This is a genomic window from Nitrosomonas sp. HPC101 (assembly GCF_009833125.1).
GTDB lineage: Bacteria > Pseudomonadota > Gammaproteobacteria > Burkholderiales > Nitrosomonadaceae > Nitrosomonas.
Map to the genome: position 1 here is coordinate 21,177 of NZ_QRCC01000001.1, position 21,853 is coordinate 43,029.

15 protein-coding genes are annotated in these 21,853 nt (G+C 50.1%); 11 read left to right on the plus strand and 4 right to left on the minus strand.

What is annotated here, in order from left to right; genetic code table 11:
- Positions 1-30: 30 nt before the first annotated feature.
- The 4 genes from ABO04_RS00090 to metG all read right to left on the minus strand — a co-directional run bounded on the left by ABO04_RS00090 (position 31) and on the right by metG (position 4,998).
- Positions 31-207, minus strand: coding sequence for a hypothetical protein (locus ABO04_RS00090; RefSeq protein ID WP_160808592.1), 177 nt, complete (start codon positions 205-207; stop codon positions 31-33).
- Between the two features lie 38 nt (positions 208-245).
- On the minus strand, positions 246-1,571 hold the full coding sequence (locus ABO04_RS00095; RefSeq protein WP_240141347.1) for an MFS transporter: 1,326 nt from the start codon (positions 1,569-1,571) through the stop codon (positions 246-248).
- Between the two features lie 54 nt (positions 1,572-1,625).
- On the minus strand, positions 1,626-2,582 hold the full coding sequence (gene lhpI / locus ABO04_RS00100) for a bifunctional Delta(1)-pyrroline-2-carboxylate/Delta(1)-piperideine-2-carboxylate reductase (RefSeq protein ID WP_160808593.1): 957 nt from the start codon (positions 2,580-2,582) through the stop codon (positions 1,626-1,628).
- A 304-nt stretch (positions 2,583-2,886) separates the two neighbouring features.
- The gene (gene metG, locus ABO04_RS00105; protein WP_160808594.1) at positions 2,887-4,998 is read right to left on the minus strand and encodes a methionine--tRNA ligase; all 2,112 of its coding nucleotides are present in this window, start codon (positions 4,996-4,998) and stop codon (positions 2,887-2,889) included.
- 103 nt (positions 4,999-5,101) lie between these two features.
- Here metG and apbC point away from each other — a divergent pair, with 103 nt between their 5' ends.
- From apbC to ABO04_RS00160, 11 genes are all read left to right on the plus strand, one after another.
- A complete protein-coding gene (gene apbC / locus ABO04_RS00110; protein WP_160808595.1) occupies positions 5,102-6,187 on the plus strand; it encodes an iron-sulfur cluster carrier protein ApbC in 1,086 nt (361 codons plus the stop codon).
- A gap of 9 nt (positions 6,188-6,196) precedes the next feature.
- A complete protein-coding gene (gene dcd / locus ABO04_RS00115) occupies positions 6,197-6,763 on the plus strand; it encodes a dCTP deaminase (RefSeq protein WP_160808596.1) in 567 nt (188 codons plus the stop codon).
- A 426-nt stretch (positions 6,764-7,189) separates the two neighbouring features.
- Entirely contained in the window at positions 7,190-9,559 is a 2,370-nt protein-coding gene (locus ABO04_RS00120; protein WP_160808597.1) for a penicillin acylase family protein, read from the plus strand.
- Positions 9,560-9,854: 295 nt separating this feature from the next.
- Positions 9,855-11,213, plus strand: coding sequence for a PEP-CTERM-box response regulator transcription factor (gene prsR, locus ABO04_RS00125; RefSeq protein ID WP_160808598.1), 1,359 nt, complete (start codon positions 9,855-9,857; stop codon positions 11,211-11,213).
- Positions 11,214-11,254: 41 nt separating this feature from the next.
- The gene (locus tag ABO04_RS00130; RefSeq protein ID WP_160808599.1) at positions 11,255-12,844 is read left to right on the plus strand and encodes an acyl-CoA ligase (AMP-forming), exosortase A system-associated; all 1,590 of its coding nucleotides are present in this window, start codon (positions 11,255-11,257) and stop codon (positions 12,842-12,844) included.
- Positions 12,841-14,076, plus strand: a complete 1,236-nt coding sequence (locus ABO04_RS00135; protein ID WP_345852743.1) for a pyridoxal-dependent decarboxylase, exosortase A system-associated — start codon at positions 12,841-12,843, stop codon at positions 14,074-14,076. Before ABO04_RS00130 ends, ABO04_RS00135 begins: the two co-directional genes overlap by 4 nt.
- A 159-nt stretch (positions 14,077-14,235) precedes the next feature.
- On the plus strand, positions 14,236-16,092 hold the full coding sequence (locus ABO04_RS00140) for an asparagine synthase-related protein (RefSeq protein WP_160808601.1): 1,857 nt from the start codon (positions 14,236-14,238) through the stop codon (positions 16,090-16,092).
- Positions 16,093-16,399: 307 nt separating this feature from the next.
- Positions 16,400-17,206, plus strand: a complete 807-nt coding sequence (locus ABO04_RS00145; RefSeq protein ID WP_160808602.1) for a PEP-CTERM/exosortase system-associated acyltransferase — start codon at positions 16,400-16,402, stop codon at positions 17,204-17,206.
- A gap of 75 nt (positions 17,207-17,281) precedes the next feature.
- On the plus strand, positions 17,282-17,683 hold the full coding sequence (locus tag ABO04_RS00150; protein WP_240141348.1) for a substrate-binding domain-containing protein: 402 nt from the start codon (positions 17,282-17,284) through the stop codon (positions 17,681-17,683).
- Positions 17,676-18,902 (plus strand): hypothetical protein, encoded by a 1,227-nt coding sequence (locus ABO04_RS00155; protein WP_160808603.1) that lies wholly within the window; start codon positions 17,676-17,678, stop codon positions 18,900-18,902. Before ABO04_RS00150 ends, ABO04_RS00155 begins: the two co-directional genes overlap by 8 nt.
- Positions 18,903-18,913: 11 nt before the next feature.
- On the plus strand, positions 18,914-21,853 hold the full coding sequence (locus tag ABO04_RS00160; protein ID WP_345852735.1) for an EAL domain-containing protein: 2,940 nt from the start codon (positions 18,914-18,916) through the stop codon (positions 21,851-21,853).

Here is a 21,853-nt window from a genome sequence, read left to right on the forward strand (position 1 = left end):
TGTACCAAAGAAAAACACCCTCATTGCAAGCTACACAGCGGCATTGGGGAAAACCAGAGCCACGTTTCCCATAAAATCAAGATGCAGAGCAACAGGCTCGATCGCAATAGCAGACAAGTAGCCGCCGAGTAGATCGGGCAACAGCACTCCACTGGAATCAAGCTCGTCCAGTTCATTATTTATCAGAGACTTAAAGGGATCAACCATCGTTGGCTTCTTTCTCCTTCGTCAACCCGGTTAAAGTATTACAACATTTGATCCCTGTTATTTTTATAGTATGCCTGTACCAGCATGGCTCGCCCGGCCCCCCAGCCGCTGATAGCTGCTCCCAGACACAGCGCAGTAAACAGCCAGCCACTGGCGGCGTATCCTCCGGTCAGACTATGCAGCACACCGATCAGCAAGGGACCCAGTGCGGCCATCGTATAACCAACGCTCTGCGCCATGCTGGATAGATGTGCCGCAATATAGGAATCAGGAGAACGCAGAACAATCACGGTCAGTGCCAGAGCAAACAAGCCACCCTGACCGATCCCCTGCAGAACACTGAATTCCCAAACCAATTCAATCGGACCAAACAGCATTCCCAGAAAGCCGATTGCAGCAGCCAGCGCCATTGCCGTATTAATCAGACTCTGATTCCTGAAGCGCACTGCCAGAGAGGGCAGGACAAAACAAGCTATCAGTTGAACGATGATGGAAACAGACAGCACCAGTCCGGCTTGTACCCCATCCAATCCCCGATCGTGCAAAATGGGCACAATCCAGCCAAAAACACTGTAACCCAGTGCAGACTGCAGCCCCATGAAACATGTTACCTGCCAGGCCAATGAATCTCGCCATAAACCGGCCACCTGCAGCGATCTGCTGCGTCGCACCCGCTCCGGCGCAATAGCATACGGCAACCATAGCAGCATCACCAGCCCCGCGGGCAGGGCCCATAGCGCCAACCCGACTGCCCACGTTGTTTCCAGCGATCGGACAAGCGGTAAAGTGCCGGCTGCCGCAACCGCCGCACCAGCACACAACGCCATGGTATATAACCCGGTCATCAAAGCGGGCGCGTGCGGAAATTCCTTTTTGACGATGGCCGGCAGCAAAACATTACCGATTGCAATCGCCATGCCAGCTACCGCCGAGCCGAGAAACAGCGGCAGGAGATCTCCCAGTCCGCGTATGGCCGTGCCCGCAGTCAACAGTACCATGACGACCAGAAGGGTCCGTTTATTGCCTATTCGTTGTGATAACCAGGGCGCCAGTGGCGCAAAAATACCAAGACACAGCACCGGCAAGGTTGTCAGGTAACCCGCCTGGGAAACAGTTAATATCTGCTGATGCAACATATCAGGCAGCAGGACGGAAAGACTGGCAAACAAAGGGCGCAAATTGAAAGAAATCAATATCAATCCGAACCCAAGCATGAATCGTCCCATGGAACCTCGTAATAAGGATACATGCTGGCTTCCGGGGTGCTCAGGAACTGCAAAAGTTTCTGTATGCGCCGGATCCTGTGCAGTAGCAATGCAGACAATTCCTGATTCACTCTGCTCTGCCAACCGAGATTGAAACATGTATTTAAGGAACCTCTGATTAAATCCCATATTCAGGAGAAAAACGGGGGCGCATCAGTGTTCAGCCTGAATAGCCTTCAGTGCCACGCGCGCCGCGGCAAGATCCCAGGCTCCGGTGCCAATACTCTTGAAAATCCTGGGATGGGATTCGTCGATTCGGCCTTGCAGGCCATCGGCCAGCGAACGCACGCAAGACCAATCCACACCCGCCTGAATGAGATCACCAGCCTCATGGCGCGCACTGACCGGATCATCCGCGAAAATATCGCTGCCATCAAGCGTAACCTTGCCAAGTTCAGCCATTTCCGGCGTAAAGGCACCGACTCCGATTACCAAACGATCACACAAAGCAACTTCATTATAGACAGCCCGTGTACTGGTCGTGACAGTGATCACAACGTTTACGTCATCGGAAATCGTATGTGCTGCGGGAGCAAGCTTGTCATGGAGAAGCTGATGCCGATCGCAGAAAGCCACCGAAGAAGCTTCACTACGGCCACGCACCCGGATTTTTGACTGCGGATACAACGCATAGAGCGCCTGAACATGGTAGCGCGCCTGCACACCTGTCCCGATGAGAAGAATTTCACGCGGTGTTTCCTTCAGCAAGGTGCGGATCGCAAGCAAGGTGACAGCAGCCGTTCGTCGTCCGGTGACTTCCGGGCCATCCAGCAGACAGATGAGCCGGCCCGTTTCCGCATCACACACAGTGACAGCACCGTGGATGGTAGGCAGTTGTCGCGCTTTGTTTGCAGGCTGCACATTCACGAGCTTGTGAATCCCGATATCATGCGCAGTGGCCGGCATGCTCAGCATCACACCACCAGAACCCAAGGACACAACCATACGTTCTGGGTTCTGAATCCGGCCGGCAGCGTACTCCAGGGCCGCAGTGGCAATGGCATCCACCAGTTTGCTGAAATCCAGAGCGTTGGCAGTGTGTTCCCTGGACAACACAACGAGTTCTTCTGTATCGGAAAACGCGAGGGCTGGATTGATGATCGTATTCATGCTCTTTTCCTGAAAATAAACGGAGTGCATCCTGGCGAATAGGGAGCCTCTGAAAAACGTCAGCGAGAAAACGGAGTTTATACGTAATCAATGAGCATTTTGATGCCGACTTTTAACGCAGAAATGACAACGCAGGTGGTTTTTCAAAGGTTCCGTAGTGGAAAGAAAAGCCTTTACCCGGGATGATCAAGGGCCCCGATGCAAAACTTCTGATACCGGTATCAGAAGAGTTTTCTGGCAATGGACCTGACTTCCAGCCTGGCCACAAAATCGGATCGCTCACCTGCCAGCAGATCAGAAACAGCTATTTCACCCGCATGCCCGGTTGTGCACCGCTATCCGGGGTAAGCAGAAACGGCCCACCGTGCACATCACCAGCGGCCAGTACCATACCTTCGGATAAGCCGAATTTCATTTTGCGCGGAGCGAGGTTGGCAACCATCACGGTCAGCCGTCCTTTCAGAGCTTCCGGGTCGTAAGCGGATTTGATGCCGGCAAAAACGGTACGCTGTTCCGAGCCGATATCCAGCGTCAGCTGCAGCAGCTTGTCGGCCCCGGGAACATGCTGTGCATCCAGAATACGGGCGATGCGCAGGTCGAGTTTACCAAAATCTTCAATGGAAATAGTGTCCGCAATCAGTGCGATGGCGGATTGTTGTGCTTCACCATGCCGTTGCAGGGAGTATGACTCGGTATTCATGGCTGCTTGCATAGTCTGCTGATTGGCGGCAATCAGTGCGGCGATCTGCTGAGGATCGATCCGTGTCATCAGATGCTGATACGAGTTGATTACATGACCGGGCGGCAGCAGCATACTGGATAAAGGCTGTCCGGCCCGCTGGTTCTGCCAGCTTAATTCACTCAGGTTGAGAAAACCTTCGATCTGTGCGGCAGTACGCGGCAGAATCGGTTTCAGATAGCAGGACAGCAAATAGAACATTTGAATCCCCAGGCTGCAGGCGCGGTGCAGTTCGCGTACCCGGGCCGCATCTTTGGCGATTTCCCACGGGGCAAGTGTGTGAATCAGTGCATTAACTTCATCTGCGCGCCGCATGATATGGCGCACTGCGGCTGCAAAATCACGCGCTTCATATGCAACCTCAATCACCCCTGGCTGCCAATCGGCAAAGTGTTCATCCACCTCTTGTTGCAGCAGGCGGTAATCCTCGCCTTCCACCAGTTTGCCGTCAAAACGCTTACTGATGAAACCGGCGCAACGACTGGCAATGTTGATGTATTTTCCCACCAGATCGGAATTGACGCGCGCGACAAAATCGTCCAGGCTGAGGTCGATGTCTTCCATACTGCCGTTCAGCTTGGCGGCGTAGTAATAGCGCAACCATTCCGGATTTAATCCCTGTTGCAAATAGCTTTCTGCCGTAATGAACGTACCGCGCGACTTGCTCATTTTTTCACCATTCACGGTCAGGAAGCCATGGGCAAAAATCTGCGTGGGTGTCCGGTAACCGGCATTTACCAGCATCGCCGGCCAGAACAGTGCATGAAAATAAAGAATATCCTTGCCGATGAAGTGATACAGCTCGGTCGTGGAGTCCTTGTTCCAGTAGGTGTCGAAATCAATTCCTTTCTCGGCACACAGTTTTTTGAAGCTGCCCATGTAGCCGACGGGTGCATCCAGCCAGACATAAAAGTACTTACCGGTTTCGCCGGGAATCTCAAAACCGAAATAGGGTGCGTCGCGTGAAATATCCCAATCGGAAAGCTTGTTTTCATCCGCTTCACCCAGCCATTCATCCATCTTGTTGGCTGCTTCTGCCTGAAGATGATTGCCTTCGCGCGTCCATTGGCGCAGAAAATCCACACAGCGTGCATCCGATAATTTGAAAAAGAAATGTTCTGAAGCTTTGCGAACAGGTGTTGCGCCGGAAACGGCAGAATAGGGATTTTTCAGATCGGTCGGTGCGTAGGCTGCACCACAGGATTCACAGGAATCACCGTACTGATCGGTTGCACCGCATTTAGGACATTCTCCCTTGACGAAACGATCCGGCAGAAACAGATTTTTGACGGGGTCATACAGCTGCTCTATCGAGCGGGTTACAATCAGCCCGCCTGCCTTCAGTTTCTGGTAGATATCCTCGGCATAGTGGCGTGTTTCATCAGAATGCGTGCTGTAATACTGGTCAAATGCAATATGAAAACCGGTAAAATCACGCAGGTGCTCTGCATGCACCCGCGCAATCAGTGTTTCCGGTGAAATACCCTCCTTTTCGGCACGCAACATGATGGGCGTACCGTGCGTATCGTCCGCACAAACATAATAGATGGTATGCCCCTGCATTTTCTGGAAACGAACCCAGATATCAGTCTGGATGTATTCGACCAGATGCCCCAGATGAATACTGCCGTTGGCATACGGCAGCGCGGAAGTTACCAGAATATTGCGTGCGATCATCAGTTACCTGTCTACTTAAAACATGGAATAAGGAAGGATTGTAGCAAACCAACAGCGCGATATTTGCTAACATCAATAGTTTTGATCACAGGAGTTTTCTCAATTGATCACACGACAACAGATTGAAACGGCGCTGGAACAGACGATCGACCCCACGACCGGCAAAGATTATATGACCAGCAAAGCGGTCAGTGATATTCAGATTGACCAGAGCAATGTAACGGTCAATATCGAGCTGGGCTATCCAGCCAAAAGCGTGCTGGACGCCGTCCATCAGCAAATCGAACACGCCTTGCGCAGTTTGCCAGGAATTGGATCGGTCACAATCCATATCACCAGTAACATTATCGCGCACAGCGCACAGCGCCAGCTCAAGCTGCTGCCTGGTGTCAAGAACATTATTGCTGTCGCTTCCGGTAAGGGCGGTGTCGGTAAATCCGCGACTGCAGCCAATCTGGCACTGGCGCTGGCCGCTGAAGGTGCGACAGTTGGCATTCTGGATGCCGATATTTACGGTCCTTCACAGCCACAAATGCTCGGCGTCAGTGGCCAGCCGGAATCGCCGGATGGTAAAACCATCGAGCCGATGCGGGCGCATGGTATCCAGATGATGTCGATCGGGTTGCTAATCGATGTGGAAACCCCAATGGTCTGGCGCGGCCCGATGGTGACACAAGCTTTGCAGCAGCTGCTAAACGACACTCGCTGGCATGATCTCGACTATCTGGTCATCGATCTGCCGCCCGGTACCGGTGATATTCAACTGACACTTGCCCAGAAAATCCCGGTGACTGGTGCGGTCATCGTCACCACGCCGCAGGATATTGCTCTACTGGATGCCCGCAAGGGATTGAAAATGTTTGAAAAAGTCGGCATTCCCATTCTGGGCATCGTGGAAAACATGAGTCTGCACACCTGCTCGAAATGCGGCCACACTGAACCGATTTTCGGCACTGGTGGAGGTGAAAAAATGTGCCGGGACTATAATCTTGAACTGCTCGGTGCGTTGCCACTGGATATCCGCATCCGCGAACATACCGATGCCGGCAAGCCCAGTGTCGTGGCTGAACCGGATGGGCAGATCGCCGCAACCTACCGCATAATCGCCCGCCGGGTGGCCGCAAAAATATCCGATATGGCGCGTGACTGTTCGGATGTATTTACCCAGATCATCATGGAAGACGATTAAAGGCCGCGAATGTCAATCAAATCAGACAAATGGATTCGCAGGATGGCTGCCGAATACAACATGATCGAGCCGTTCGAACCCAGCCAGATCAAGCAGCGGAATGGCGAGAGTATCGTTTCCTATGGTACGTCCAGCTACGGCTACGATATCCGCTGCTCAGATGAATTTAAGCTGTTTACCAATCTGAACTCAACCATCGTTGACCCGAAGCGCTTTGATTCCAACTCGTTTGTCGATGTCAAAGGCGATATATGCATTATCCCACCCAACTCGTTTGCGCTGGCGCGCACCGTCGAATATTTTCGTATTCCGCGCAATGTGCTGACGATCTGTCTCGGAAAATCGACCTACGCCCGCTGCGGCATCATCGTCAACGTTACACCGTTTGAGCCGGAATGGGAGGGCTACGTCACACTGGAATTCTCCAACACGACACCTCTTCCCGCAAAAATCTACGCCAATGAAGGCGTGGCGCAGGTCATTTTCTTCGAATCAGATGAAGTATGTGAAACATCATACAAGGATCGCAACGGCAAATACCAGTTTCAGCAGGGCGTGACACTGCCGAAAATATAAGCTCGGGCAATACCCGCCACTGATATTTTCATCTACTTATTTCCTTTTCCATCCCTGACTTCCTGAAAACTGATGGATCGGGTTTTCTATCTGCCATAAATATTCTTCTTGACAGATAGAAAAATATCCACATTTTTTTATAAAAAAGCATGGATACCCCCAAACCCGTATCGATACTGTCATGCAATACAACATACTGTTTTTAATGAAAAAATAAGTGTACAAAATTTCATCAGATTTTAAAATCCTGTTTGAAAAGACACTCTTAAACGAATCATCCTCAAGTTGCACACAGACTTATCCACAGGAATTGTGGATAAGTCTGATATGATCCGGCATGTTATCGTCTGAGCGGGCTCTCCAAAAAGCTGCCATCCTGCTTGTTATAATCCCATCAGTTCTAATTTTTCCGAATTTATTGTTGATATGGTACGCAAATTTCTGATTTTTCTATTCATTCTCTCGGCAATTATTCCAGCTGCCGCGTGGCTGCTTCTTGAAGGCAGTCTGCCCGTTTATGAAGGAAATCAGCCTCTTCCTGGTTTGACTGACACAGTGGCTGTCGAACGGGATGCGCTCGGCACGGTAACAATCAGTGCCCGGAACAGGCTTGATCTGGTACGCGGTCTGGGTTTCGTCCATGCACAGGAACGTTTCTTTGAAATGGATCTGATGCGCCGCAAGGCTGCTGGAGAGCTGGCGGAATTATTCGGTGTCACCGCGCTACCGATGGATCGCAAAACACGTGCCTACCGCATGCGTGCCCGTGCACAGACAATGCTGCAACACCTGCCGCAGGATCAGTTTCGCTTGATTGAAGCATATCGGGATGGTGTCAATGCAGGACTGGATAACCTTGAAATCAGACAATTCGGCTATCTGCTTACGCAAACTTCTCCCCAGCCCTGGCGTAACGAAGACAGTCTATTGACCGTGCTGGCCATGTATCTAACGCTGCAGGAAGCCAGTATTGATCGCGAACTGGGATTGTCAATGATGCATGCTTCACTACCGGAGTCCGTCTATCGTTTTTTGACCGCCAGCGGCGGAGAATGGGATGCCGCTCTGGATGAAAGCCAGTTTGAATGGCCCTCCTACCCTCCCGTTACCGATATTGATCTGCGCTCAATCAGCCAGCAAGCCTTGTCAGGCAACAGCTTCCAGGAATCGCCTGCGATCGGCAGCAATGCTTTCGCAGTGGGAGGCAATCTGGGCAACGGCAATGCGCTGGTCGCCAACGACATGCATCTGTCTCTACGGGTGCCGGATTTATGGTTCCGTACCCGCCTGATTTATCCGGCCCCCTCGCACACTCACCGGAAGATCGATATAACGGGAGTCAGCCTCCCTGGTGTCCCGGCTATCGTTGCCGGTTCCAACCGTCATATCGCCTGGGGATTTACTAATTCTTACGGTGATTTTTCCGATTGGATCAGAGTCAGACTCGATCCGGATAATTCTGACCGTTATGCCGATCATGATGAATGGAAGCCAATCCAAATAGAGCGGGAAACGCTACGGGTGCGTGACGCACCCGATGAAATACTCGAAATCCGTGAAACCAGGTGGGGCCCTATCCTTGCCAAAGATCATGATGGCACACCTCTGGCACTGGCTTGGACAGCGCTCCAGCCAGATGCCATCAACCTCGATATTACCAGGCTGGAACAAACAGACAGTCTGGAGGAAGCAGTCAAAATTGCGCAAGGTGCTGGCATCCCGGCACAAAATTTTATTGTGGGCAGTAAAAATGGCGATATCGCCTGGACAATTGCCGGCCGTATTCCTTTGCGCGTGGGTGGTTACGATGCCAATCTGCCCACAGAATGGAACCAACAGACAATCGGCTGGCATGGCTGGCTGGCACCTGCTGATTATCCGCTGGCTATCAATCCGCCGGGAATGCGACTCTGGAACGGCAATTCCAGAATGATCGATGGCCCCTTGCTGAAAAAACTGGGGGATGGCGGGTATGATCTCGGTGCACGCAGCCGGCAGATCCGTGATCAATTACGTGCGCTCGATCATTTTTTACCGGAAGATCTGCTCGCCATCCAGCTGGATGATCGTGCGCTATTGCTCACCCGCTGGAAGCAGCTGCTGGAAGAAACATTGCAAAAAACCTCACCAGCCACGTGGAGCCGGGAAATGCAACTCGCTTTGCATGACTGGAACAATCATGCTGCACCCCAATCAGTAGCGTATCGCGTTGTACGCAGCTTCCGTCTCGCTGTTATGGAACACCTCCTCAATGCTTTTACAGCTACAGTGAGGCTCGATTATCCCGATTTTGTACTGCCGCGTCTGAGTCAGGTTGAACATGCAGTCTGGGCGCTGATCAAGCACCGTCCACCGCATTTACTGCCTTCCAGCGACGCCAGCTGGGATGAGATGCTTGCAGCCTGTGCACAACGCGTGACAGAGCGGCTGCAGGCTCAGCCAGGCGGTATTGCTGCGCGTAACTGGGGTGAGGAGAACACTGCTGCAATCCGGCACCCTCTCAGTCGCGCCTTACCGTCATGGCTTGCGGCATGGCTGGATATGCCGGCAGATCAGTTGCCCGGGGATCACCACATGCCTCGCCTCCAGACACCAAACTTCGGCGCATCCATGCGCTTTGTTGTTGCGCCGGGAAAGGAAGAAGAGGGGTATTTTCAGATGCCGGGAGGCCAGAGCGGCCATCCGCTCTCTCCTTACTATGGCAGCGGTCATGCCGATTGGGTGGCAGGGAATGCCAATCCGTTTCTGCCGGGCCTGCCACAACAAACTTTGTATCTACACCCCACCGATCTATAAGAGAGCTTCTGATCAAATCCTCCATCATCCTGGCTGATACATTATGCTGCTCTGCCTGGATCCAGACATCGTCACGTTACTGCTTCCTTCCCGATCAATCCGATTTAGCTTAATATTTTTGAAAAAGTGTCGATAGAACTTACACAATTTAATGACAACTTGATACCAGCATACTGAAATCGGTTAATTTTTACTTTTGGCAAAAAACCGACTGTGGCCCTGACGTCAGTAAATTACGCATAGAACAGCAGGATTGTTCCGTTATTTATGTTAAATTCATGAGAGCAGTCGCAATATGAAAGTAAACGAAACACAAAAAAAATTGCTTGTTGTAGAAGATGATCCCGGGCTCCAGAAACAATTGCGCTGGAGTTTTGATGATTGCAGTGTAGCTGTTGCTTCTGACCGTGAAAGTGCGCTTGCGCAAATCCGCCGGCATGAACCCGCAGTCGTAACCATGGATCTTGGCTTGCCTCCCGATCCGGACGGGGCAACGGAGGGGCTGGCCACTCTGCAACAGATTCTTGCCATGGCTCCCGACACCAAAGTCATCGTGCTGACCGGTAACCAGAATCATGAAAATGCGCTGAAAGCAATTGACATGGGCGCTTATGATTTTCATCAGAAACCTCTTGATGCGAGTGTACTTAATCTGATTGTAAATCGGGCCTTTTACCTGCATCGCCTGCAGAGAGAAAATTACAAGCTGCAGCAATCCGGTCTGATTTCATCCATTCCCGGGTTTATTACCGGAGATCCGGGCATGGCTAAAATCTGCCAGCAGATCGAACGCATTGCATCTTCCGATGTAGCGGTCGCCTTGCTGGGCGAAAGTGGCACCGGGAAGGAAGTGCTGGCCAAAGCACTTCACCAGCTCAGTGACAGAAACGATAAACGCATGATTGCGGTAAATTGCGCGGCGATTCCGGAACCACTACTGGAAACTGAATTATTCGGTTACGAAAAAGGTGCCTTCACCGGCGCTGCAAAACAAACTCCAGGGAAAATTGAAACCGCGCAAGGAGGCACATTTTTTCTGGACGAAGTGGGTGATCTGCCCCTTTCGCTGCAGGCCAAGCTGTTAAGGTTTCTGCAGGAACGGGTTATTGAACGCATTGGAGGCCGAGAAGAAATCCCGGTTGATGTACGGATTGTCAGTGCAACCCATCAGGATCTGAAAAAAATGATCGATGCTGGTACTTTCCGTGAAGATCTGTTTTACCGGCTATGCGAGATAAGCATTCACATACCGCCGATACGTGAACGTGTTGGTGACGCTGTGTTACTTGCTCACCACTTCAAAAATCAATTCCGCGCCAGGGAAAAGCGCCAGACACTCAACTTCAGCCAGGATGCTCTGGATGCAATCAGCAGTCACCGCTGGCCGGGCAATGTTCGCGAAATTGAAAACTGTATCAAGCGCGCTGTCATCATGGCGGAGGGTTCACAGATCACAGCTCTGGATTTGGGATTAAAACCGGCAGATAATCCCGGGCAACCAGCCACCCTGCGCGAAGTTCGGGATCAGGCGGAACGCGAGGTAATCGCCAAGGCTCTGGCCCGAGTGGATGGCAATATTGCCAAAGCCGCAGAATTGCTTGGTATTACCCGGCCGACACTTTACGATCTGATGAATCGCCATGGATTCAAGTAAACTATAAAATTCATCCGCCTCGCTAGTTACCGGACCGACCCATGACTTCTCTTTTCCACGAACTGGTCTACCAGTCTGCCGATCGGGCTATAAACCCTGTCGCGCTGATTGATCAGAAACGACATTTATCTTATCCAGCACTGGCCGAGGCAGTGCAATCATTCGCCGGCATTCTGCACACATTCAACCTGAGCCGGGGAGAGCGCGTAGCCGTCTATCTTGAAAAACGGCTTGAAACTGTCATTGCCCTGTTCGGCACATCTGCCGCTGGAGGGGCATTCGTACCTGCCAATCCGCTGTTAAAAGCCGAGCAGGTCGCTTATATTCTCAATGATTGCAATGTCAGAATACTGGTTACTTCTGCGGATCGACTCAACCTGCTCAGTCCAGTATTATCGCAATGTCATGATCTACATACTGTGATCACCGTTGACGAATTCCAGGGATCACCGCCAGCATCTGGCCCGAATATTGTTTCATGGCAGCAGGCGCAGACATCTTCTTCCAAGGCTGTACGCCTGCCGCGGTGTATCGACAGTGACATGGCGGCAATCCTGTATACCTCCGGCAGCACCGGCAAGCCCAAAGGAGTGGTACTGTCCCACCGCAACCTGGTAACCGGTGCCAAAAGTGTTTCCCAGTATTTGAGTAACCGGGCGAATGACCGAATTCTGGCAGTGCTGCCGCTTAGCTTCGATTACGGCTTGAATCAGCTGAATACAGCATTTTATGTGGGCGCCACCGCCGTTCTGATGAATTATCTGCTGCCTCGCGATATTCTTTCCATTATCAAACGCGAGCAGATTACCGGATTGGCTGCTGTCCCTCCCCTGTGGACACAACTGGCACAACTGGACTGGCAAGGTATACAAACGCTGCGTTATATTACCAATTCCGGTGGTGCAATGCCTCGTTCCACCTTGTCACGTCTGCGCAACGCACTGCCCGACACGGAAATTTTTCTGATGTACGGCCTGACGGAAGCCTTTCGTTCGACCTATCTACCCCCCGAAGAAGTGGATAGCCGCCCGGACTCCATGGGCAAGGCCATCCCCAATGCGGAAGTCATGGTATTACGGGAAGATGGCACTCACTGCGCATCAGGCGAACCGGGCGAACTGGTACATCGCGGCCCGCTGGTCTCTATGGGTTACTGGAATGATCCGGGTAAAACATCCGCTCGCTTTCGGCCGCTTACGCCGCGTCAATCCGGATTGACTCTCCCGGAGCTGGCGGTATGGTCGGGTGATACCGTGCGTATGGATGAAGAAGGCTATCTGTATTTTATCGGCCGGCGTGACGACATGATCAAGACCTCTGGTTACCGTGTCAGCCCAACAGAAATCGAGGAAGTTATCTACGCAACAGAAACCGTTGCGGAAGCTGCCGCGTTCGGGGCACCTCATCCCACACTCGGTCAGGCAATCGTCGTGGTTGCAGTCCCCAAAACAGGGCTCGAACTGAATCAGGATATCTTGTCAGCTGCCTGCAAAAACCACTTACCTGCTTTCATGCAACCCGGTCTGATTACGTTACGGCAGACCAGTCTGCCACGTAACCCGAATGGAAAAATTGATCGAAAAAATCTGGCCAGTGAATTCCAATACATTTTTCAAACAGAAGAAACATAGCGATGAATCAACCCAAACATGCGCCGACAACCCAGTTTTCCGTACAGGATCATTGCCTCGTCGTTGGCGGTATTCCGCTCACGCGCCTGGCTCAGCGAGTTGGAAGCACACCTTTCTATGCCTATGATCGTCAGTTAATTTCCGCACGTATACGATCTCTGAGGCAACACCTGCCGGCTGGCCTGCTTCTGCACTACGCAATGAAAGCCAATCCGATGTCGGCTGTGGTACAGCATCTGGCAGGTCTAGTGGATGGAATTGATGTCGCTTCGGCTGGCGAAATGAAAGTGGCACTGGATGCGGGCGTAACTCCGGACAACATCAGTTTTGCGGGGCCCGGCAAAAGTCGCCAGGAACTGGCCTGTGCCATCGCGGCCGGTATTGTGATTAACATAGAATCCGAATACGAACTGGAAACCATCGCTCAACTGGCAGGCGAAACAGGCTTTCACCCCAGAGTAGCAGTACGGGTCAATCCCGATTTTGAGCTGAAATCTTCCGGCATGAAAATGGGAGGTGGCTCCAAACAGTTTGGCATCGACGCCGAATGCGTCCCGGCCGTGTTACGGCGTATCGCTCAACTGCAGCTGGATTTAGAGGGATTGCATATTTTCAGCGGCTCGCAAAATCTCAGAGTGGAAGCCATTCAGGAAGCACATGAAAAGACGCTGCAACTCGGCTTGCAGCTGGCTTCGATCTCGCCCGTACCAATGCGCACTATCAATATTGGCGGCGGGCTTGGTATCCCTTATTTCCCCGGGGAAAAGCCGCTTGACTTGAATACTGTTGGAGTCAACCTGAAACAACTGCTGGCAGGGATTTCCCCTTCCTCTCCAGATGTCCGGTTCGTGATCGAGTTGGGACGCTACATAGTAGCGGAAGCAGGTATCTATGTGTGCCGTGTACTGGAAAAGAAACTGTCGAGAGGACAGATTTTTCTCATCACCAATGGAGGTTTGCATCATCATCTTGCAGCATCGGGCAATTTTGGTCAGGTCATCCGCAAAAACTACCCGGTCGCAATCGGAAACAAAATGTACATCGACGAAACCGAGATTGCTTCAGTAGTCGGGCCACTCTGTACTCCGCTGGATTTACTTGCCGATCGAATGGAGCTATCCAGAGCCGAACCGGGAGATCTGATCGTGATTTTTCAATCCGGTGCCTATGGATTAACAGCCAGCCCCACTTCTTTTCTTGGCCACCCTGCTCCACTGGAAGTTTTAGTCTGAAAACCTGCTGTCAAGTGGATACTTATCTCTGTAACAGAGATGGCATACAAATCAAATAGCTGCAAGAAACAAGCACAAAGAAGTAAGAAAATTGGAATCGCGCCAAGGTGTTATCATGATACTAGCATTCAAGGCAATCCGGAAAGATGAGGAGATGATATGAGTGGTATATGTGGCTGGTTGAGTGTTGATCATTCGACAATAGAGAATCAGCAGATTATTGATCGTATGGCGCGTTTGCTCACTCGCTTTGACAGCAATCCTGCACAAACAGCAGTGCAAGGCAATGCTGCTCTGTCTGTTGCTGCAAAAACAAGTCATGCTCACCTCTATGAAAAAGATGGCTTATTAACAGGCGTCTGGGGAAGGATAAAATCAAGAAATGAACATCTTCAGGCAGATATTGATGCTAAAGGAATGGCTTTGGCGCTTGCAGATCTATGGTTGCAGCAAGGCGAAAAATTATTTTCCGATCTTGCCGGTGAATTCGTGTGCTGCGTCGTGGACAGCCGCGCGCGCAAGGTTGCCCTGGCGATTGATCCATTGGGCACACATACGCTCTATTATCAGCAATTAAGTGACGGAATCCTGTTTGGAACCTCAGCTGATGTCCTGCTTGCCCATCCACAAGCCAATCAGGAAATCAATCCACAGGGACTGTTCAACTACCTCTATTTTCATATGATACCGGGACCAGGCACCATTTATCAGGCCCAGCAACGCCTGCTCCCCGGTGAATGTCTGTACTTCGACAATAGCCACGCAGAGGCCAAGCGCTACACACAAGCTCAATTCAATGAGAATATAAAACGTCCCTTTCCAGAACTGCAGCAGACATTTCTTGCTTTGCTCAGAAAAAGCGTCAGTGAAGTGATACAAGGCCAGAAAGCCGGAACATTTTTAAGCGGAGGAACGGACAGCTCCACTCTCGCGGGAATGCTGACAGAAATTACCGGCGAGCCCGCCAAAACGTATTCAATCGGCTTTGAAGCAGCCGGTTATGACGAGATGCATTATGCGCGGATCGCTGCCCGGCATTTCTCGACGGATCACCATGAATACTACGTCACACCAGATGATGTTGTCGAAACGATCCCATTGATTGCCTCAGTCTTCGACCAACCTTTTGGCAATGCATCGGCACTGCCGGCTTATTATTGTGCGCGCATGGCCAGGAATGATGGCCTGGATTTACTGCTTGGCGGCGACGGTGGAGATGAGCTGTTCGGTGGCAATGTACGTTATGCTAAACAATACATTTTTTCTCTGTATGACCGGATTCCCGCTCCTGTGAGAAAGCACCTGCTCTCCCCTCTTATCCTGTCCATTCCGTCTGATACCGGCCCAAGACTACTCCGCAAGGCACGCAGCTACGTCACACAAGCAACTGTTCCCATGCCTCACCGGATGGAAACTTATAATCTATTAGCGCATTACGGTTTCGAAACTGTGTTTTCTCCAGAATTATTGGAACAGGTGAATATCGGACAGCCTGCGCAACTGATTGAACAAACCTATCGTGATGCTTTTCGTGCACACAGCCTGATCAACCGTATGCTGGCCTTTGATTGGAAATTTACATTGGCGGATAATGATTTTCCAAAAGTGGTTCAGGCTTGCCGTTTGGGTGGCATGGAAGTGGCTTTCCCGTTTGCCAATGATGAAATGATTGCCTTTTCTCTCGCACTGGATCCGAATCAGAAACTAAAAGGGACGCAGCTGCGCTACTTCTTTAAACAGGCGTTACGAGGCTTTTTGCCAGATGAGATCATTGTCAAGCAAAAACAGGGATTTGGCTTGCCATTTGGTGTCTGGCTTCAATCGCACAAACCGTTACGGGAAATTGCTGCAGACAGCATGAGTGACCTCAAATCCCGCAATATCATACGGAATGATTTTATCGACAGGCTGCTTGACCAGCATCTTCACGAGCACGCCAGCTATCACGGCACTATGGTGTGGCTGTTGATGATGCTGGAATACTGGTTCAAACAACATCATTCGGAAAAAGTGTGAAATTTACTCAATTGCCACAAAAATAACATTGAAAATGTTATCAATTTGTCATGTTATAGCGACATAAATATAACTGATATGTCGTTATTTTAACGACAAGATTATTCGGCTCCTGGTTTTAGGATTGATGTTCCCTGGAAATACAATCGATTGCAATAATGTCAGCATCAAAATGCAAAAAATATAAAGTCGTATCGCTCGCATATTCCTCAGATTGAAAACTGACCCAAACAGTAAAATTAATGACTGTTTGGGTAGCATTTGGTGCGCTGTTTTTTTGTGTAAACAAAATCTTGTCGGAGAAAATATGAATGATCTCGAAGCAGCTTTTCATCAGTATTTTGAAATCATAAATGCAGACACCTCAGAATTGCTCAAAGAAGCCTTCAGTCTACGTTTTCGTATCTTGTGCATGCATAACGATATTCCCGGCTTCAATTCAGTAGATTATCCGGGCAAACTTGAAAACGATGAATATGATCACCGCTCTGTGCACCTTCTGCTACGTCATCGGCCAACCGATACGTTCATTGGAACCACCCGCCTGATTCTGCCTGATTTGCAACATCCGGAAAATAAACTGCCAACAGAACTGAATACCCGGTTTTATCCTGAGTTCGAGATAAGCTCGTCATCTCGCAAACACACCGCCGAAATATCCCGCTTTGCCATACTTGGTGATTTCTTTAAACGCAAAAGTGAACACTATACGCTGGTCGGGCCAGCCGATATACCCACTCAACCTGCTGGCACACCACACGAACGCCGTCGTTTTCCTCATCCGATGTTAGGGCTTGTTATTGGGATTGTACAGACATGCGCCCAGTATGAAATTTATCATCTGCTTTCATCCATGGAGCCCGCTCTGAACAAACTGTTGGGATTTTACGGTTTGCAATTGGATCCCGTTGGTCCACCGGCTGATTATCATGGACTCCGCAGGCCTTACTATGTTTGTCTGTTGGATGGCCTGGACAGAATTCGTCACGATCAACGGGCGATGTGGGAGCTCGTCACTGATCATGGAAAGATCTGGCCAGCTGATCTGACTTCTTTGCGTTCGCAAAGTAACCTGCAATCAGTCAGCTCCGATCGCATCTCCATACCAGGATAATCAAAACATCACACTATTGTGACGGGAAATTTTATTTGCTGCCTTCGGGGTGTTCTTCTCCCCCTATTGCTAATCATGCTTTTTTTTGCAGATAGCGCTCTATCTTCCGATAATGCAGTCGAGGTAGTTACTCATCCCGGTACCAATGTAAAACAATATCTTTCCAGAAATTTATTGCGCTCCGTCTTCAGTATGCGCCTCAGAACCTGGCAGAACGGCATACCTATCCGGGTTTTTGTGCTGCCCGACGACGCGCCGTTACACAGCATATTCTCCAAAAAAAAGCTTAATCTCTTCCCCTATCAATTACGCTCTGCTTGGGATCGCCTGGTCTATTCAGGAACCGGCCAGGCACCCTTCGTCGTACACTCTGAAGAAGAGATGCACACAAAAATTGCAACGACGCCGGGATCAATCGGCTATTTAAGTAGAGCCAGGATTGATGGAAGCGTCCAGGTCATTCATGTCAATGAATAGCAGAAAATTTTTTACTAATATTTTTAAGGGCATCGCAGGGTTGGCTCTGATTTTTTCTGCATCTCCGGGTTATGCAGATGAACACCAGGTAGCACAGATCCTGAAACAGCTTCAAGTACATGGTTTCCTCAGCCAGGGGTATGTCAAGACAACCGGAAACAATTTTTTCGGTCACAGCAACAATTCGGGCAGCTTTGATTTCAGGGAAATCGGCCTGACTGCTTCTCTACGCCCATTACCCAGACTGCAACTCTCCGGACAGCTACTTCATCGCAGAGCGGGAGAAGGCAGCGACGGTGGCATTCGTATCGATTTTGGCTTCCTTGATTACAATTTCATGAATACACCCGCTGTAGAATTCGGTGTGCGCCTGGGTAGAATGAAGCATCCACTCGGATTCTATAACGATACTCGCGATGTACCCTTTACCCGGCCAAGTATACTGCTGCCCCAATCAATCTATTTCGATCGGACCCGCAACCTGGCACTGGCTTCGGATGGTGCTCTGTTGTATGGGGAATCACGTACGGATTGGGGGAACATTGCCATTCAGGCAGGCGCTGCTTTTCCGCAGGTGGGTGATAAAGATACCGAAACATCTATTTTTGGCAATACAGTGCCTGTACGGGGAGATTTGAAAAGCAGACTTTCGTACCTCGGCCGCATCACCTATGAACGGCCTGATGGACGGCTACGGCTGGCTGTCAGTAGCACTCAGCTCAATGTTGGCTATAGTCCCGGCCAGAATGATATCTTTGAATCAGGCTCATTCAGATTCTCTCCCCTGATCCTGTCAGCGCAATATAATGCAGAACGTTGGAGCGTAACGTCGGAATACGCGTTACGCTACTCTCGCCATCATGGTTTTGGCAATTCCGGGCTCGATAGAAGTTCTACTGGGGAGAGCTTCTACCTGCAGGGCATCTACCGCCTTTTCCCTGGCTGGGAAGCCGTGCTGCGTTACGATTGGCTCTTTGCCAACAGAAAAGATCGCAACGGCAAGAAATTTGCAGCTGCAAGTGGTTATCCGGCACACAGTCAATACGCCAAGGATCTGACAATAGGATTACGTTGGAATATTACGCCGTCCATCATGCTGAGTACCGAATACCACCGGGTCAATGGAACGGCCTGGCTTTCACCACTGGATAACCCGGACATCAATGACACCAAGAAAAACTGGAATCTGTTCGCCGCACAAATCTCCTACCGGTTCTAATGCAAGATCAAGTGAAATCCACCTTTTCCAGGGAATTGATTAATCCCAAGAATATCAGCCGGAAATTTTCCCGGATATTCGTCGGGCTGAGCTGGAAAATTTCCCTGCTCAGCAGTCTGATCTTGCTGCTTGTGGTCGCAACATTCAGCATGATCAACTACAGCAGCCTGATCAATGGCATTGAACAACAAAGAAAAACGCAATATGAGCGCTACACCAGAGAAATAGAAAGCCTGATTGGACGTAATTCTGAGAATCTGCACGGACTGGTCAGAATCATTCCCTATCTGAAAGGAATGAAGGTCAGTCTGCTTGCAGATAACTCGCAGGAAATACTGACGACCTTTGAACGATACTGGACATTATTTCAGATTCAGAGTGATATCGAAGATATTCGTTTTTACAGCGCTTCCGGATCACTCCTCGCGAACTGGGGCAGCTTCGATGCCAATACATACCGGGATAATCTTATTCTGGATTACGTCAACGAAGTCAATGCACGTGAACAGCCTGCCACGCTCATGATCTGTGTTGAAAGCTGTACTCAGTATATCGTCGAACCATTATTGATTGATGGATCACGAGTAGGGGCTGTTGTCATCGGCTCTTCTCTGGTTGATGTTTTTCTGAATTTCAAGCGCGCCTCCGGCTCCGATATCGGTCTGTTTGTCGGAAATACTGTTAACGGTTCGTACGATATTCTGTCAGATCACGATACCTTCATAGGTATACCCGAATGGCATGTCTCCATTACAGCTTTGACAAACAGCAGCAGAAATCTCGCCATTCTGAGCAAAGCGGCGCAAAGCTACCCGAATCTCGCAGAAATCGAGCAGGGAATCCAATATGAATGGAATAACAGGCATTACCAGATCAAGTTACTCCCGTTGCATGGTATCCGTACACCTGACCAGGGGCAACTGGTTATCATTACCGAAGTAACCGACATCGTTCAGGCAATCCAAAACTCCATCTGGCAAATCATCGTCATTGGGCTGATAGGGATGGTGCTTTCAGAAATCATTTTGTTCAGCATTATCTCCAGGCCATTGTCCCGGCTCAAATACATCGTATCCGTCCTGCCGCTGCTGGCCGGAAGAGGGTTCGGCGATTTTCGCAGCGCACTCTCCTCGCACTGGCGCAAGCGCTGGTTGAATGATGAGATTGATCTTCTACACGATGCATCATTAGCACTTTCGCATAAACTTGAAGAGCTGGAGGAAAAAGTTGCCTACCGTACCCGTATGCTGGTTCAGCAACGTGATGAGCTCGGCAGGGAAAAGGATTTCATCGAAAACCTGCTGGATACCGCACAGGTAATCGTCTTGACACAAGACGCCAGCGGAAAAATAGTCATGACCAATACATACGGTGAAATGCTGACCCGATACAGCGAAACAGAACTGCAAAGCAAGTACTTCACAGAACTACTGGCACCCGATAGTGAGCAATACAGTCTGGACGTGTATTTACTAGAAATCTGCAAAGGGAACCGTGATCAATTACGGCATGAAGCAATCGTACTGTGCAAAGACGATTCAAAACGGAATGTTGCCTGGCTCCATTCACGCCTGACGTGGCAGTCCAAAGAAGATCCTTCTGTGATCCTGTCTGTCGGGCTTGATATTACCGAATACAAACGGGTAGAGGGCCATCTGGCGTGGCTCGCTGATCATGATCCATTGACAAATCTGTATAACCGTCGTCGTTTCAGCGAGGAGCTTGAGCAAATTCTCAATTGGGCGGAAAGATATCAGCATCCTGGAGCATTGCTGTTCTTCGATCTTGACCGATTCAAATTTGTAAACGACACCAGCGGTCACCAGGCAGGCGACGCGATGTTGAAAATGGTTGCTGACATGTTATTCTATACAATCCGTACTGCTGATATAGCGGCCCGGCTGGGCGGAGACGAGTTTGCCGTTATCCTGCCTGAAATTACACCCGATGCAGCGATTGAAGTTGCCAAAAAAATTCTTGCACGACTGGAAGAAACCCAGCTTTCGCTGAATGGCAGAACACATAGTATTTCAGCCAGTATCGGAATTGCAATCTTTCCCGAGCATGGAAACAATGTGCATGATCTGCTGGCGATTGCGGATCTGGCGATGTACCAGGCCAAGGAAACAGGGCGTGGAACCTGGCATCTGTACTCCAATCAAGATCTGGCACGTGAGCGCGTGCGTACGCTGGTTTACTGGAAAGAAAAAATTGAGTACGCCAATGCGCACGATCGGTATCTGCTTTATCTGCAACCAATTCGAACCTTAAATGACGGAATGATCCATCATTATGAAGTCTTGCTGCGCATGCAGGATCGGGATGGAACAATTCATACTCCCGGCGCATTCATTCGCGCAGCTGAACATACCGGACTCATCCACAAAATTGATCATTTGGTACTGCACAAAGCGATTACACTGGCTGCAAGAATCAATCAAACAAGCAACAGACGCATCGACCTATCCATTAACCTGTCGGCACATGCCTTTAACGATCCGGAATTATTGCCGGTGATCCATCAGGCGCTCGTGATTAACAAGGTCGATCCTGATTTGCTGATGTTTGAAATAACGGAAACTGCCGCCCTGGATAACCTGCCCGGGACACGCAGTCTTTTACGCGATCTCAAGCAACTTGGCTGTGGTTTCGTATTGGATGATTTCGGAGTGGGATTCTCTTCCTTCTATTATCTTCGCGAATTACCGGTTGACGCGGTTAAGATCGATGGCTCGTTCATCCGTAACCTGGCGAGCAATCCCGATGATCAGATACTTGTCAGTGCATTATGCAGCGTAGCAAGGGGGTTCGGTAAAAAAATCACTGCGGAATTTGTTGAAAATAAGGAAATACTGGCTATTCTGGACAAACTGGAGATTGATTTTGCACAAGGCTATTATATTGGCGCGCCAGCTCCGGCAGAACAGCTCTTCCCCGATGATAATGATTAA